This window comes from Permianibacter aggregans (genome assembly GCF_009756665.1).
Classification (GTDB): domain Bacteria; phylum Pseudomonadota; class Gammaproteobacteria; order Enterobacterales; family Permianibacteraceae; genus Permianibacter; species Permianibacter aggregans.
Genome location: NZ_CP037953.1, coordinates 3395216 through 3409579, shown reverse-complemented (window position 1 = coordinate 3409579; position 14364 = coordinate 3395216). Strand labels below are relative to the sequence as shown.

General features: G+C 54.8%; 8 protein-coding genes. 4 read left to right on the top strand and 4 right to left on the bottom strand.

What is annotated here, in order from left to right:
• Positions 1–143 precede the first annotated feature (143 nt).
• The 3 genes from E2H98_RS15395 to aspS all read right to left on the bottom strand — a co-directional run bounded on the left by E2H98_RS15395 (position 144) and on the right by aspS (position 4095).
• On the bottom strand, positions 144–1364 hold the full coding sequence (locus tag E2H98_RS15395; protein WP_157591272.1) for an IS256 family transposase: 1221 nt from the start codon (positions 1362–1364) through the stop codon (positions 144–146).
• A gap of 33 nt (positions 1365–1397) precedes the next feature.
• Complete coding sequence (locus tag E2H98_RS15390) at positions 1398–2144, bottom strand: YebC/PmpR family DNA-binding transcriptional regulator (protein WP_133593531.1); 747 nt, start codon at positions 2142–2144, stop codon at positions 1398–1400.
• A 190-nt stretch (positions 2145–2334) separates the two neighbouring features.
• Positions 2335–4095 (bottom strand): aspartate--tRNA ligase, encoded by a 1761-nt coding sequence (aspS, locus tag E2H98_RS15385; protein WP_133593593.1) that lies wholly within the window; start codon positions 4093–4095, stop codon positions 2335–2337.
• Positions 4096–4263: 168 nt separating this feature from the next.
• Between aspS and E2H98_RS15380 the strand changes: the two genes are divergently transcribed.
• From E2H98_RS15380 to E2H98_RS15365, 4 genes are read left to right on the top strand one after another with little or no spacing between them, the layout of a single operon-like run.
• Positions 4264–5376, top strand: coding sequence for a hypothetical protein (locus E2H98_RS15380; protein WP_133593533.1), 1113 nt, complete (start codon positions 4264–4266; stop codon positions 5374–5376).
• Positions 5373–7004 (top strand): amidohydrolase, encoded by a 1632-nt coding sequence (locus E2H98_RS15375; RefSeq protein WP_133593535.1) that lies wholly within the window; start codon positions 5373–5375, stop codon positions 7002–7004. The genes E2H98_RS15380 and E2H98_RS15375 overlap by 4 nt, the downstream gene beginning before the upstream one ends.
• A gap of 18 nt (positions 7005–7022) precedes the next feature.
• On the top strand, positions 7023–7982 hold the full coding sequence (locus E2H98_RS15370) for an ABC transporter ATP-binding protein (protein ID WP_133593537.1): 960 nt from the start codon (positions 7023–7025) through the stop codon (positions 7980–7982).
• The gene (locus E2H98_RS15365) at positions 7979–9172 is read left to right on the top strand and encodes an ABC transporter permease (protein WP_133593539.1); all 1194 of its coding nucleotides are present in this window, start codon (positions 7979–7981) and stop codon (positions 9170–9172) included. The genes E2H98_RS15370 and E2H98_RS15365 overlap by 4 nt, the downstream gene beginning before the upstream one ends.
• 85 nt (positions 9173–9257) lie before the next feature.
• Here E2H98_RS15365 and E2H98_RS15360 read toward each other — a convergent pair whose 3' ends face one another.
• Positions 9258–14309, bottom strand: a complete 5052-nt coding sequence (locus E2H98_RS15360) for an NAD-glutamate dehydrogenase (protein WP_133593541.1) — start codon at positions 14307–14309, stop codon at positions 9258–9260.
• Between the last annotated feature and the right edge of the window lie 55 nt (positions 14310–14364).

The following is a 14364-nucleotide window of genomic DNA, read 5'->3' as shown; positions in this document are numbered from 1 at the left end:
TCGAATGCCTAGCGCCGCGAAAAACCTAGATCTCCGCCAACGAGAGAATGACGGAGGGCACCGGTGGTTTTAATCGTGCTCCAACACCGCCAATACCGCATCTGAAAAACGAGACTGTCCAGAATTTTGTGTAACTGGCGGATTTACACCTTCACGCGGTCTTCGCCGAACACGATCAACAACTGATTCAGTGCGGCTTTCCAATCGTGTACCGGCATCGTCCACTTTTCCGCGATCCGATGCAAGGTTAAGTACAACACCTTCAAGATTGCCTCGTCATTCGGGAAGGCTTTCTTGGGTTTCAACACTTTTTGCAAGCTGGCGTTGAGTGATTCAATCGCGTTGGTCGTGTAGATGATTTTCCGTATTTCCGGCGGATAATCAAAGAACACCGTCAACCGTGTCCAGTTGTTACGCCAGCTCGGCCCAATATGCGGATACTTCCCGCCCCAGTTCTGTTCAAATTCAGCCAGCGCCCGCTGTGCTTCGCTTTCCGTTGCCGCTCGATAAATCAACCGTAAATCGGCCGCCACGGCCTTACGCTCTTTCCAAGGGACGAAGTGCAGCGAGTGACGCACTTGATGGACGATGCATTGCTGCACATGGGTCTGCGGGTAGACCGCATTAATCGCTTCCGAGAAGCCTTTAAGGCCATCGACACAAGCAATCAATACGTCATTGACGCCGCGATTTTTCAGTTCATTGATAACGCTTAACCAGAACTTGGCGCCTTCACTGCTGGCCAACCATAACCCTAAAATCTCTTTCTCACCGCGCATGTTGATGCCCAGCGCTACATACACGGAGCGATTGCCGACCATGCCATCCTGCCGCGACTTCGTCACCAAGGCATCGAGATAGACAATCGCATAAGTCGAATCGAGTGGTCGCTTCTGCCATTGTTGTACTTCATCCATAACCTGTTCGGTCACCTGGCTTATCAGCGCCGGTGACACCGCGTTGCCGTAGGTTTCTTGCAGGTAGTCGTGAATGTCACGCTGACTCATGCCGTAAGAGTAGAGTCGCACGATGGCGTCCGTTATGCTGCCAACGCGTCGTTGATGCTTGCCGATAAACCGAGGTTCAAACTCGGCATTCCGGTCACGTGGGACTTCGATATCCAGTGGGCCATGCTCGGTTTGCACTTGCTTGGTCGATCGGCCGTTACGTGAATTACCGGAGTTGCGACCTTTGACGGCGTGTTTGTCATAACCCAGATGCTGTTCCATTTCGGCCTTCAGCGCCCGCTCCGCGACCTGCTTGAACAACACTTTGGTTAGTGCCTGGAAGTCTTCGGTTGATTTGCAACGGTCTAATAATTCATCAAGTGTGGTATGGGTGCTGACAGGTTTTTCTGGCTTCATAATGCTCTCCTATTGAGGATATGATGAAGCCAGTTACACAAAAATCAAAACGGTCCCTGAAAAACTCATATTGGCATGTACTTTCTGTACATCATCCAAATCTTCCAACATATCAATCATCTTGACGATTTTCTTCGCGGTATCGATATCATCGACCTCGATGTAAGTAGCCGGAATCATCAATGTATCGGCACGCTCAATGACAAAACCGGCATCGCTTAAGGCTTTTTTCACGGCGAGAAAGTCTTCCGGAGTGGTTGTGACTTCAATGCTGCCATCTTGCTGGGTTTGAATATCATCAGCACCGGCTTCCAGCGCGACTTCCATCACCTCATCTTCATTTGCGCCAGTCGTCAGCATAATCTGGCCTTTGTGGCTGAACAGAAAACTAACTGAACCATCCTGACCAAGGTTGCCGCCGTTTTTGCTCAAGGCGTGACGGACATCGGCGACGGTGCGGTTGCGATTATCGGAGGTCGCTTCGATCATTACGGCGACCCCGCCGGGTGCGTAACCCTCATAGGTGATTTCCTCGAGGTTCGCCCCCTCCTCACCGCCGGCGCCACGTTTGATCGCGCGCTCGATGACCTCACGCGACATATTCGCCGTCAGCGCTTTATCGACAACGGCACGCAAGCGTGGGTTGGCATCCGGGTCCAGACCGCCAATGCGTGCGGAAACGGTGATTTCGCGAATGAACTTGGTGAAGATTTTCGCCCGTTTGGCGTCCTGTGCGCCTTTGCGGTGCTGGATATTGGCCCATTTGGAATGACCTGCCATGCTTGCTCCTGATCAGACAAGGTATTGACTCGCGAGTGAGGCGAGCAAGGAAAAGCGATTGCTAGAAAGCTTCCGGCGCGGCTGGCCGGCGATCAGGAAACAGCGGGTGGTGGGTGCAAATTGCAGTAGTGAAAACGGTCCATAACATGAAAATCGGCAGCGACCAATGCCGCTGCCGAAAGCGTTACGTTTACTCGGCGACGCGTACGCCCACCTCGGTCAACTGTGCTTCTGGAATGCGGCTTGGCGCATCGGTCAACGGGCAGGAAGCGGTTGTGGTTTTCGGGAAGGCGATGACATCGCGAATCGATGCCGCACCAACCATCAACATGACCAGACGATCCAAACCAAACGCCAGACCACCATGCGGCGGCGTACCGTAGGTTAATGCTTCGAGCAGGAAGCCGAATTTTTCCTGCGCTTCTTCGCGGCTGATGCCGAGCAAATCAAAAACGGCGGCTTGCAATTTCTGATCGTGGATACGCACCGAACCACCACCGACTTCGCAACCGTTCAGCACCATGTCGTAACCGCGCGATACGGCGTTTTCCGGGTCGGCCAGCAATTCTTCTGGCGACAACACTTTTGGCGAAGTGAATGGGTGGTGCATCGAATACCAGCGGCCATCGGCCTGCTCGAACATCGGAAAGTCGATAACCCACAATGGGCGCCAGCCCTGCTCGACCAAACCGAGATCGTTGGCGACACGCAGACGCAGCGCGCCAAGCGCATCGCAAACGGTTTTGTAACTATCCGCACCAAAGAAAATGACATCGCCATTCTGAGCGCCAACGCGCTGGTACAAGGCATTCAGTGTTTCATCGCTCAGGAATTTCGCGAATGAGCTTTGAATGCCAGCAACGCCGGTTTTCGCGTCATTGATCTTGATGTACGGCAGACCTTTGGCGCCATGCGGCTTGACGAATTCGGCCAGCTCATCAAGATTTTTACGTGATAGCTTTTCGGACGCATTCGGCACGCGTAGCGCGGCAACACGCCCTTTCGGGTTGTTGGCCGGATCGGCGAATACTTTGAATTCGCTGCTGGCGAACAGATCCGCGACATCAACCAATTCCAGCGAGACACGCAAATCCGGTTTATCAGAACCGTAGCGGCGCATCGCTTCGGCATAAGTCATATGCGGGAAGCTGCCGAGATCGATACCCATCAGCTCCTTGAACATGCCAACAACCATGTCTTCCATGATCGCCATGATCTCGTCCTGATTCAGGAACGAGGTTTCGATATCGAGCTGGGTGAATTCCGGCTGACGGTCGGCGCGCAAATCTTCGTCGCGGAAGCAGCGAACGATTTGGTAATAGCGGTCAAAGCCGGCCATCATCAGCAGCTGTTTGAAAATCTGCGGTGATTGCGGCAGCGCGTAGAAATAACCTTTATGTACGCGTGAGGGCACCAGGTAATCGCGTGCGCCTTCTGGCGTGGCTTTGGTCAGGAATGGCGTTTCGACATCGACGAAATGCTTGGTGTCGAGGTAACGACGCATGAACTGGGTAACACGATGGCGGAACAGCAATTTGTGCTGCATTTCCGGGCGACGCAGATCCAGGTAGCGGTATTTCAAACGGGTTTCTTCGGAAACCGGGATATGACCGTCGATCAACACCGCCGGCGTTTCTGCCGCGTTCAGCAATTGCATCTCGCTGGCAACCACTTCGATTTCGCCGGTCGCCATCTCTTTGTTGATTTGCGAGTCCGGGCGCTTGCGCACCACGCCAGTCAACTGCACAACAAATTCGCTGCGCACGCCTTCGGCCACTTTGAACACGGCCGGTACATCCGGCTCGCAGACCACCTGCACGATGCCGCCACGATCGCGGATTTGCAGGAATACGACACCGCCCATGTCGCGGCGACGGTGGACCCATCCGGCCAAACGTACCGTTTGACCGGCCAGCGCGGCGTTCAAATCGCCGCAATAATGACTGCGCATGCTCATAGCTAACTCGAAGAGGGAAAATCGGGTCCCGAAAAGTGAGCGCGGATCGTAGCCGACAGACCCACCCCACTCAAGGCCAAGCCCGGAATATTCGCAGGCCGGCTTACTTGCGTCACCGGGATCGAGCAGGCAGCATAGCCGCCTGACGAGTTAAGGTGGAACATGTTGAATTTCCGCAATTTTTTTGCCGCCGTGTTGATGGTCGCCGGAATCGGGCTGCTGGCCGGCGCGATTTGGCTGAGCTTGAAGCCAAAAGCCGAACAACCCCGTATTGAACAACGTCAGTTAAGCGAGGCCGATCAAGCCAGCATTTACCTGCCGACCAGCCATGACTGGTGGCTGTATGTCGCGACCGCTGACGCCGAGCAGTTCTATCAGCAACCCTTGTTGGCGGATTTGCTTGGAGAGTCCGTTCAACGCGAACTGCAGCGAATACGTCCAAAATTGCTGGCATTTGGACCCGAACTGATCGTTTGGCAGCTCACTCAGGCCGACCGCTCCGAAACGCTGGCAAACCTGTTTCCGGACTTCAGCCTGCATCGCGAAACTATTCCCAACGGTGAACTGCTGATTTGGTATCAACGGCTGGAGTCCGACATCGTTATCGACCGGTTGGCAGCACCGGCGGCTACCAAGGGCGAGTTGCATAGCCGCTGGCTGAACGCACAACTGGGCTGGCAACGCTTGTCTTGCGAACCACTCGCCAGCTTGCTTGCCGGGGTTCATCCGATTGCCAGCGTCAGCTGGCAAACTGCCGGCAACGGTGATGAGTGGCGATTGAGCTGGCCGGTGCTGGATGAAAGCCTGCGGGCCCGTCTGGCTCTGCTGGAGGCCCCGAAAGCGCAATTCCAGCCCGATGACCAATGGTTTGCTCGCGAGGCGAATCTGCGCTCGCTGGTAAGCCAGCCGGAATGTGCCTTGGCACCGGCGGACCTGGCCGGCATAGTCCAGCGCCACTGGCGCCAGGACGAACAAGCCCATCAGGCAGCGCTACTGGTTGGCACCCGCGAAGGCAGGCTGGCACTGGCCGCCGACATGGCGCTACCGTTGCAATGCAACGACGGTGACCGATTGGCACTGGCCAGCAGCGAGTCTGGCCTGCAATGGGCTTTGGCACAGCCAAATGAAGCAGAACAAGGTTTGTTACAGGAATTGGTTCGGCAAAGCGCCGGACGAACGGTATACAGCGAGCTGCGTTTTGCCGAACAGCTGGAACTGCAACTGCGCTTTTTTCACGCTTCGACCCACAACAACATCACGGAGAACACGCAATGAAATGGTTCAGTCTGTCGCTGCTTGCCGTCAGCAGCCTCGCCATGGCCGATACGCTGATTCACAACGCCAAGGGGTATCGCTATCACGAAGGCAGCTGGCAACCGTTCACCTGGATGTTGGTTGATAACGGCAAAATCACCGCCATCGGCAATGGCGAACCGGCGCGTGCTGCCAAGGCTGGCGACCGCGACTTGAATGGCGCGCAGGTGTTACCGGGCTTGATTGACGCTCACGGCCATGTTTACGGTTTTGGTTTGGAGCAGCAGCAAGTCGATTTGCGCGGCACAGCCAGCCTTGATGAAGCGCTGGCGCGGGTCAAAGACTTTGCCGGCAAACACCCGGACCGGCGCTGGATTGTCGGACGTGGCTGGAATCAGGTGCTGTGGCCGGGCAAACAGTTCCCCACCGCTACCGATTTGGATAAGGTGATCAGCGACCGACCGGTGATGCTGGAACGGGTCGATGGCCACGCCGCCTGGGTCAACACCAAGGCGCTGAAGCTGGCCGGCATCACGACAAAAACAGCTGATCCGCAAGGCGGCCAGATCCTGCGCGATGAACAAGGCCAAGCCACCGGTGTGCTGATCGACAATGCCGCCGATCTCATTACTAAACATCTTTCCGCGCCAACGCTGCATGAACGCGCCGCGACCTTGAAAGCGGCAATGGACGCGCTGGTGACGATGGGCCTGACCGGCGTTCACGATGCCGGCATCAGTGTTGACGACTACAAGGCCTATCAAAAACTCGGCAAAAACGATGACATGCCGATGCGCATTTACGCGATGCTGGCCGACAGCGACGCCGCGCGGAAAATGCTGGCGAAAGCACCACCTAAACCTCAGTTCGATCAGCGTCTGATTTTGCGTTCGGTGAAAGCCTGGGCCGATGGCGCGCTTGGTAGTCGCGGTGCCGCGATGATTGAAGATTACAGCGATCATCCGAATCATCGCGGCCTGTTGCTGTACACGCCGGAACAACTGGAGGCGCTGACCAAGCTGGCGATCAACAACGGCTGGCAGGTCAACATCCACGCCATTGGTGATGCTGGCAATCGCTTGGTTCTCGACACGTTCGAAAAGCTTTCCCGCGACGGCAAAGCGCGGGCACTGCGGCACCGGATTGAGCACGCACAAGTCATTGCCTTGGACGATATTCCACGCTTCCGCGAACTGGAAGTCATTGCCTCGATTCAACCGACGCACGCCACCTCCGATATGAACATGGCCGAAGACCGGGTCGGCAGCGAACGCATCAAAGGCGCCTATGCCTGGCGCAAATTGCTGGACGCCAATGTCCGCCTTGCCGGTGGTTCCGATTTTCCGGTGGAGCTCGCCAATCCCTTCCACGGTTTGTATGCCGCCATCACCCGCAAGGATCGTGATGGCAAACCGCTCGATGGCTGGTATCCGAATGAGAAACTCAATCGTGGCGAAGCACTGAAATTGTTTACCGTCGATGCCGCCTACTCAGGCCATATGGAAAATGACGTCGGTGCTTTGCAAGTCGGTCAATGGGCCGACTTTATCGTTGTCGATCGCGATTACTTTCACAGTGATGAAATGCAGATCGACGACATCAATGTGCTGGCGACTTATGTTGCCGGCAAAACGGTTCACCAACAGTAACAGTAGGGATGTTTTCTGATGATTCTGGATGTAGAGAAAATCCACAAACAGTACGCCAGCGTGCTGGCGGTCAACGAGCTGAGTTTTCAGGTGCAGGAAAGCGAAATCTTCGCGCTGCTAGGCCCAAACGGCGCCGGCAAAACCAGCTCGGTGCGCATGCTGATTGGTCTGACTTCACCGGATAGAGGACATGTCCGCTATCACAGTCGGCAAGGCGAAAAACCAGTGATTACACCGGCAGAGCTCGGCTATTTGCCGGAAGAGCGCGGGCTGTATCAGGACCAGAAAATCATCGACGTGCTGATTTATCTGGCGCAATTGCGCGGCATGACCCGGCGCGATGCCAAAGCCGAGGCAGAAAAATGGCTGAAGCGTTTCGCGCTTGAGGATCGCCAGCAAGAAAAAGTCTCGACGCTGTCGAAAGGCAATCAGCAAAAAGTACAGTTGATCGCTTCCCTACTCCATAAGCCACGTATGCTGGTACTTGATGAGCCGTTCTCCGGCCTCGATCCGATCAACCAGGAAATGGTCCTGGAGTTGATGCGTGAGCTGAAACGCGAAGGCACCACGATACTGCTGTCCGCGCATCAAATGGCGCTGATTGAACGGCTTGCTGATCGTATTCTGCTGATGAGTAAAGGCAGCCGCGTACAGCTCGGCGACATGAAAGCCTTGCGTGAGTCCTCCGGCTTGTCATTGGCCGTTACCGTTGAATACCAAAGCAATGTGCCAGCACTGGATAACCTGCGTGAAGCCGGTGTGTTGGAAGTACGTCAGGAATCCGACAGCGCACGCAAACTGATTCTGTCGCATCAGGCGGATTTGAATCGCTTGCTCAGTCATCTGGGCGAATCCGGACCGCTGAAACATATTCACAGTGAAGCGATCAGTCTGCATGACATTTATCTGCGTGCCGTCGGCCACCAACCGGCAACTGAAGTACAGAAAGAAGCTTCGAGCGAAGGAGTAGCCGTATGAAACACACCGTCTGGTCCGTCGCCCGTTTTGAGTTCATGCGTTATTTCAAATGGAAGCATGAACTGATCAACCTCGTGATCATTGCCGGCATGTTTATCGTCGCCAATGGCGCTGGCGCCTTGATGCAATGGTCGAAATCAAAAGAAAGCTTTGAAGTCGCGGTGATTAGCGACGTGGCATTACCGCTGGAATACGGCGGTGATGATCGTCTACGCCTGTTGAAGGCCGATATCAGCGAAAAAGAGGCGCGTCTCGCCGATGTCGATGAGCAGCGACTCGACGGCCTGTTGATTGTGCAATCGCTGGATAAAGCCGAGTTATTTGTCGGCAAGGAACCGGCCTGGCGCAAAGAACTGAACAAGGCTTTGTCCGACGCCAAGCTGGAGTTCTCGCTGCAGCAAAGCGCGATCAGCAAAGACACGTTCGAGGCCTGGCAAAAGCCAATCGAAATCGATCAGGCGTTCACGGCTAATGCCAGAAAACCGGCCAGTGAAGTCAGCAAGCTGCTGTCATTTGGCTTGGTGCTTTTTTCGATGATGGGTGTCATGACTGGCTTTGCGCTGTTCTTTGCCTCGATCACCAGCGAAAAACAACATCGCGTATCGGAGCTGGTGGTGTCGGCAATTCCCCACCAAACCTGGATTGACGGCAAACTGCTTGGCCTGACCGGGCACGGGCTGAAAACGGTCATTACCTGGGGCATTTACGGCCTGCTGGGTTTGAGCGTTTACAACCGCTTCTCCGGCAAGGAAGACTTGCTGCTGAGCACACTGTCATTGCCGGTCGTGTTCGTTGCCATTCTGTTCGCCCTGTTCGGCATGTTGTTCTGGAACGCGGTGATGGCCGCCATCGCTTCGTCAATTGACGATCCGAATACCTCGACGCGCGGCACGCTGATGTTCCTGCCGATGCTGTTTTTTATGCTGGTCTTCCCTGGCATGGAGTCACCAGAAAACACCATGATGCAGGTGCTGTCGTGGCTACCGTTCTCGTCGATGGCAGCGATGCCGATTCGACTGGTGCACGGCCTGGTGCCGTGGTGGCAGGTGCTCGGTTCGTTTATCGTGCTGCTGATCAGCGTGTTGTACTTGCGCCGCATCGCCAGCCGAATCTTCCAGGCCGGTATGCTGTTCTACGGCAAGGAAGCGAGCTGGAAACAAATCTGGCAATGGGCGATGAATCGCGCATAAACGCCGCGCGAAATTGATTTATCTCCAGAAGTAAAAAAGCCATCCGAATCGGATGGCTTTTTGTTGATGCCGTTACCGGCATTTACTACTTCGACTTGCTAGCGACTTTCCGGGTTTTACCGGTACTACCTGCCTTGCGTGGCGTTGGCTTTTTCACATCCTTGGCGACCGTCGGTGTTGCCTTTGGTGCAGGTTTCGCCATCTTTGCCACCGCCTTGGGTTTTACCGCTTTTTGCTTGCTCGCTGCAGCTTGTTTGACGACAGCTTTGACCGGTGCTTTCAAGCGTGAACCTGCGGCAATTTGACGTTGGCCGCTTTGCAGAAGAATGCCGAGTTCACGCAAGGCCACGGAGAACTTGGCAAACTCATGCACGCTGCTGGAGCGGAAATCAATCAGCAATTGCAACCAGCGCTTGACCTGCGGATTGTCTTCCGACCATAGCGCGATTTTCTCTTCAGCCGTGTCGGCTTCGCCAGTCAGTTTCAACACCGTGCTGGTCAATTGGCGTTGTTGCCAATCGAGTTCTTCGCGGAACGCGGCGCGGGCAAACGCCTGCCAATGGTTGTCGACCGGTTGCTTGACGATTTGTGCCAGGAACCAGTGCAGGTCGAGTTGCATACCGAGTTTGAAGTAAGTCTCGGCAACGAGCTCGACTGGATGCTTCAGTTCAGCCGCCACTTCAGCGATATCCAAGGCCGAGAACACCGTGCTCATGTAGGCAGATTGCTCAGCCAGTTGCGCCGGCAAACCGCGATCAATCAATGCCTGACGATCACGGTTCAACTCGGTCATCTCGGTGGCATCGAGCACCTTGCTCAAATGCTTCTGCAGCGTATCGACCGCTGGTTTGAAGCGAGCAATTTCATCCGACAACTTGGCATCTTTACGGCGCTGACGCAGGAACCAGCGTGTCGCCCGACGTAGCAAACGCTGCGACTCATGCATCATTTCCAGCTGCAATGCGGCCGGCACTTTGTTGTCGAGTGCTTCCAACGCCTCCCAATAGGCATCGACCGAGAACACATGGCGGGCAATCGTGAAGCAGGCCGAGACTTCGGCGATGCTGGCACCGGTTTCATCGGCCATCCGGTGCGCCAGGTTGGCGCCACCAAAGTTGACCATATCGTTGGCCAGCATCATCGCCACCATTTCATTGCGCAGACGGTGACTGCCAAGTTCCTGCTGGAATTTTTGCTGCATCAGGCGCGGGAAATAGTTGCGCAGCAGATCATGATAGAACGCGTCATTGACCACTTCCGGCACGTTCAACAGCTCTTTCAAACTCATTTTGCCGTAAGCGGTCAGAATCGCCAGCTCGGCGCGGGTCAGCCCCTTGCCTTTGATCATCCGCTCCTGCATTTCCTCATCGGTCGGCAGGTATTCGAGATGTCGATCGAGCCGGCCTTCACGCTCCAACTGATGAACAAAACGAATATGTTCTTTCACCATGCTGTGCGCGCGCGATTCGGTAATCGAAATGCTCTGACTTTGACGGTAATTGTCCTTCAAGACACTTTCAGCGACTTCCTCGGTCATGTCAGCGAGGATCTTGTTGCGCTGTTTCTCGGTCAGCTCGCCTTCCTGCACCAATTTGTTCAGCAGGATCTTGATGTTGACTTCGTTGTCGGAAGTATTGACGCCACCGGCATTGTCGATGAAGTCGGTATTGCCGCGACCACCATTGAGCATATACTCAATACGGCCAAGCTGGGTCATGCCGAGGTTACCGCCCTCGCCGACCACTTTCGCACGCAGCTCCTTGCCGTTGACGCGGATGGCATCGTTGGCGCGATCGCCGACTTCATTGTTGTGCTGGTTGCTGGCTTTGACGTAGGTGCCGATGCCGCCGTTCCAGAACAGTTCAACGTCCATTTTCAGGATGGTCTTCATCAGTTCCGGCGGACTCATTTCGTCCTGACTGACGCCAAGCATCGCTTTCACTTCATCGCTGAGCGGAATCGATTTCGCCGAACGGGGATAAATGCCGCCGCCTTTGGAAATCAGTTTCTTGTTGTAATCATCCCAGCTGGAGCTCGGCAGATTGAACAAACGCTCGCGCTCGACGTAACTCTTTGCCGAATCCGGATTCGGGTCGAGGAAAATATGGCGGTGATCGAACGCCGCTTGCAGACGAATGTGTTTCGACAACAACATGCCGTTACCGAACACATCGCCGGACATGTCGCCGACACCAATGACGGTGAAATCTTCGGACTGGATATCCTTGCCCATTTCGCGGAAATGGCGCTTGACGCACTCCCAGGCACCACGCGCGGTGATGCCCATTTTCTTGTGGTCGTAACCATTTGAGCCACCAGAGGCAAACGCATCACCGAGCCAGTGTTGGTATTGCAATGAAATATTGTTGGCGATATCGGAGAACGTCGCGGTGCCCTTGTCGGCCGCAACGACCAGATACGGATCTTCCTCGTCGTGACGAACAACGCGTTTCGGTGCCGTGATTTTGTCGCCGATGATGTTGTCGGTGATATCCAGCAGACCGCGAATAAACAATTGATAACAGGCAATGCCTTCGGCCTGCATCGTGCTGCGATCGGCGTTCTTCGGCATTTGTTTGCAGACGAAACCGCCTTTGGCGCCGCTCGGCACGATAACGGTATTCTTGACTTGTTGCGCTTTGACCAGACCCAAGACTTCGGTGCGGAAATCTTCGCGACGATCTGACCAGCGCAAACCACCACGGGCGACTTTACCGAAGCGCAGATGCACACCTTCGACGCGCGGGCTGTAAACGAAAATTTCAAACATCGGCACCGGGCGCGGAATATCGGCGATGGTTGCCGGACGAATCTTGAACGACGTATAGCGTTTGTGCTGACCATGCTCATCGAGCATGTAGAAGTTGGTGCGCAGGGTTGCCTGCATAACATCGATAAAACGGCTGATGGCGCGGTCCTGATCCAGTGTCGCGACATTGGCGCGCGCTGCCTTGATTTCTTTCAGCAGTGCAGCGGCTTTATCTTCACTGGCCGTTTCCGGGTTAAATCGAGCATCAAACCAGTCGACCAGGCTACGGGCAATGGCCGGATAATCCGACAACGTTTGTTCAATCGAGCTCTGGCTGAAGGTAAAACCGATTTGCCAGAGGTATTTGGCGTAAGCACGCAGCACGCTGACCTGACGCCAGGTCATGTCGGCAGCCAACACCAGACGGTTGAAGCCATCGTTTTCAGCTTCGCCGCGCCAGACCGCCGCCACGGCTTCCTGAAACTTGCCACGAACGTTTTCGATATTGAGTTGCAGCTCACCACGCACGGCCAGCGAGAAATCCATGACCCAGTAAACCGACTCATCACGGCAATCGACTTCGCTTGGCGCTTCACCGATGACTGTCAGGCCCATGTTCTCCAGCAGCGGCAGTACTTCCGACAATGAGGCCGGTGAATTGCGGCGATAGAGTTTGAAATGCAGATCGGCGCCTTCTGCTTCCGGCTGGAACAACAGCATGGCCAGATCACGATCGGATTTCACGGTTTCAATCTGCTCGATATCGACGACTGCGGTCTCTACCGAATTGACGTCCTGATAACCGGGCGAAAAAGCATCGTAATAACGCAGCGCCAGGCGCTTGCCTTCGACTTCGCCATGCGCCTCATGCAGTGCTTCTTTCAGTTGCTCATCCCAGCTGCGCGCAGCTTCGCGCATGTCTTTCTCGATGATCTTGACGTCGTAATTGATCTTGCCGGCGTTCTCTACCGGCACAATGAAATGCACGCGCGCCAGAATCGACTCCGAGAACCAGGTCGAGAAGCGGATATCGCCAGCCTTGCCACCCAGATAACGCGCCAGAATCTCCTGCATTTTCAAGCGCAGTTTGGTCGTGTGCTGCTCACGAGGCACGTACAGGAACACCGAGAAGAAACGGCCATACGGATCGCGGCGAATGAACAGACGAATCATCGGACGTTCTTTGATGTAGAGCACGCCCATGCCAAGTTGCAGTAATTCCTCGACCGAAATCTGGAACAGTTCATCACGCGGCATCGACTCGATAATAGCGCGTAGCGCTTTGAAGTCGTGACTGCCTGGTACCAGACCGGAGCGTTCGATCACGGCCTGAATCTTGTGGCGAATAACCGGAATATTACGCGGGTTACGGTTGTACACGGTTGACGTGTACAAGCCGAAGAAACGATGTTCACCAATGACCTGACCTTTCTGGTCGTAACGTTTAATGCCGATGTAATCGATTTGGCTTGGACGATGCACCGTAGCCAGCGTGCGGGTTTTGGTCAGTACCAGTGGCTCGGCGTTATTGAGTGCGACTTGCTGGGCATCAACAGAAAGACTCGACAGCATCACCGGTTGCGCGGTTTTGTCGGCTTTCTTGTGCAGTCCGAGGCTGCTGCCACGAACCGGATTCAAGCGATAATCGCTTTTGACTTTTTCGACGGTGTATTCACGATAGCCAAGGAAAATAAAGTGTTCGTCGAGCAACCAGCGCATGAAATCCTTGGATTCGCTCAGGATGTTGCTGTCGATACGCGGCGGCTGATTTTCGAATTCGCTGATGATCGATTGCATCTTGCTCAGCATCGGGCGGAAATCACCAACGGTCAGCCGCACGTCTTCCAACACTTTGTGCAGGTTTTCTTCCAGATGGCGATGACCGGCGACATCCGGAATCCGATCGATTTCGATGTACATCGGGGTTTCGCAATTCGGCCCCGACGCTGACATCAAGGCTTCGACTTTTTCGACTTTACCGTTGCGATCGCGGGCAATGCGTAACGGCCGATGAATGTAAAGATGGATGGCGAGGCCCATGCGCGCCAATTCCATGCGCACCGAGTCCACCAGGAACGGCATGTCGTCGTGCAGAATTTCAATGACGGTGCGTTTGGAATGCCAGCCGTGAGTTTTCACATCCGGATTGGTCACACGGATTTTTGGTGTGCCGCCCTGGTAATCCTGCATGAACTTCCAGAGATTCAGCACTGACACATACGAATCATGTGCGGTGTGGGTCGCGATATCTTCCGGCGACACGCTGCTGTAAAACAGTCGGGCAAATTCGCAGGCAATTTCCGCTTGTTTGCTTGGTAGTTTCGATTGCAATAACGCGACAATGCCATCAACGAGAGCAGAGTTATTTGCAGCCAGTGATTCAGACATGAAGTCTATCCTTGTGATCGATTCGATACGGTAAGAGGGAAACCGTGGGTGCGGG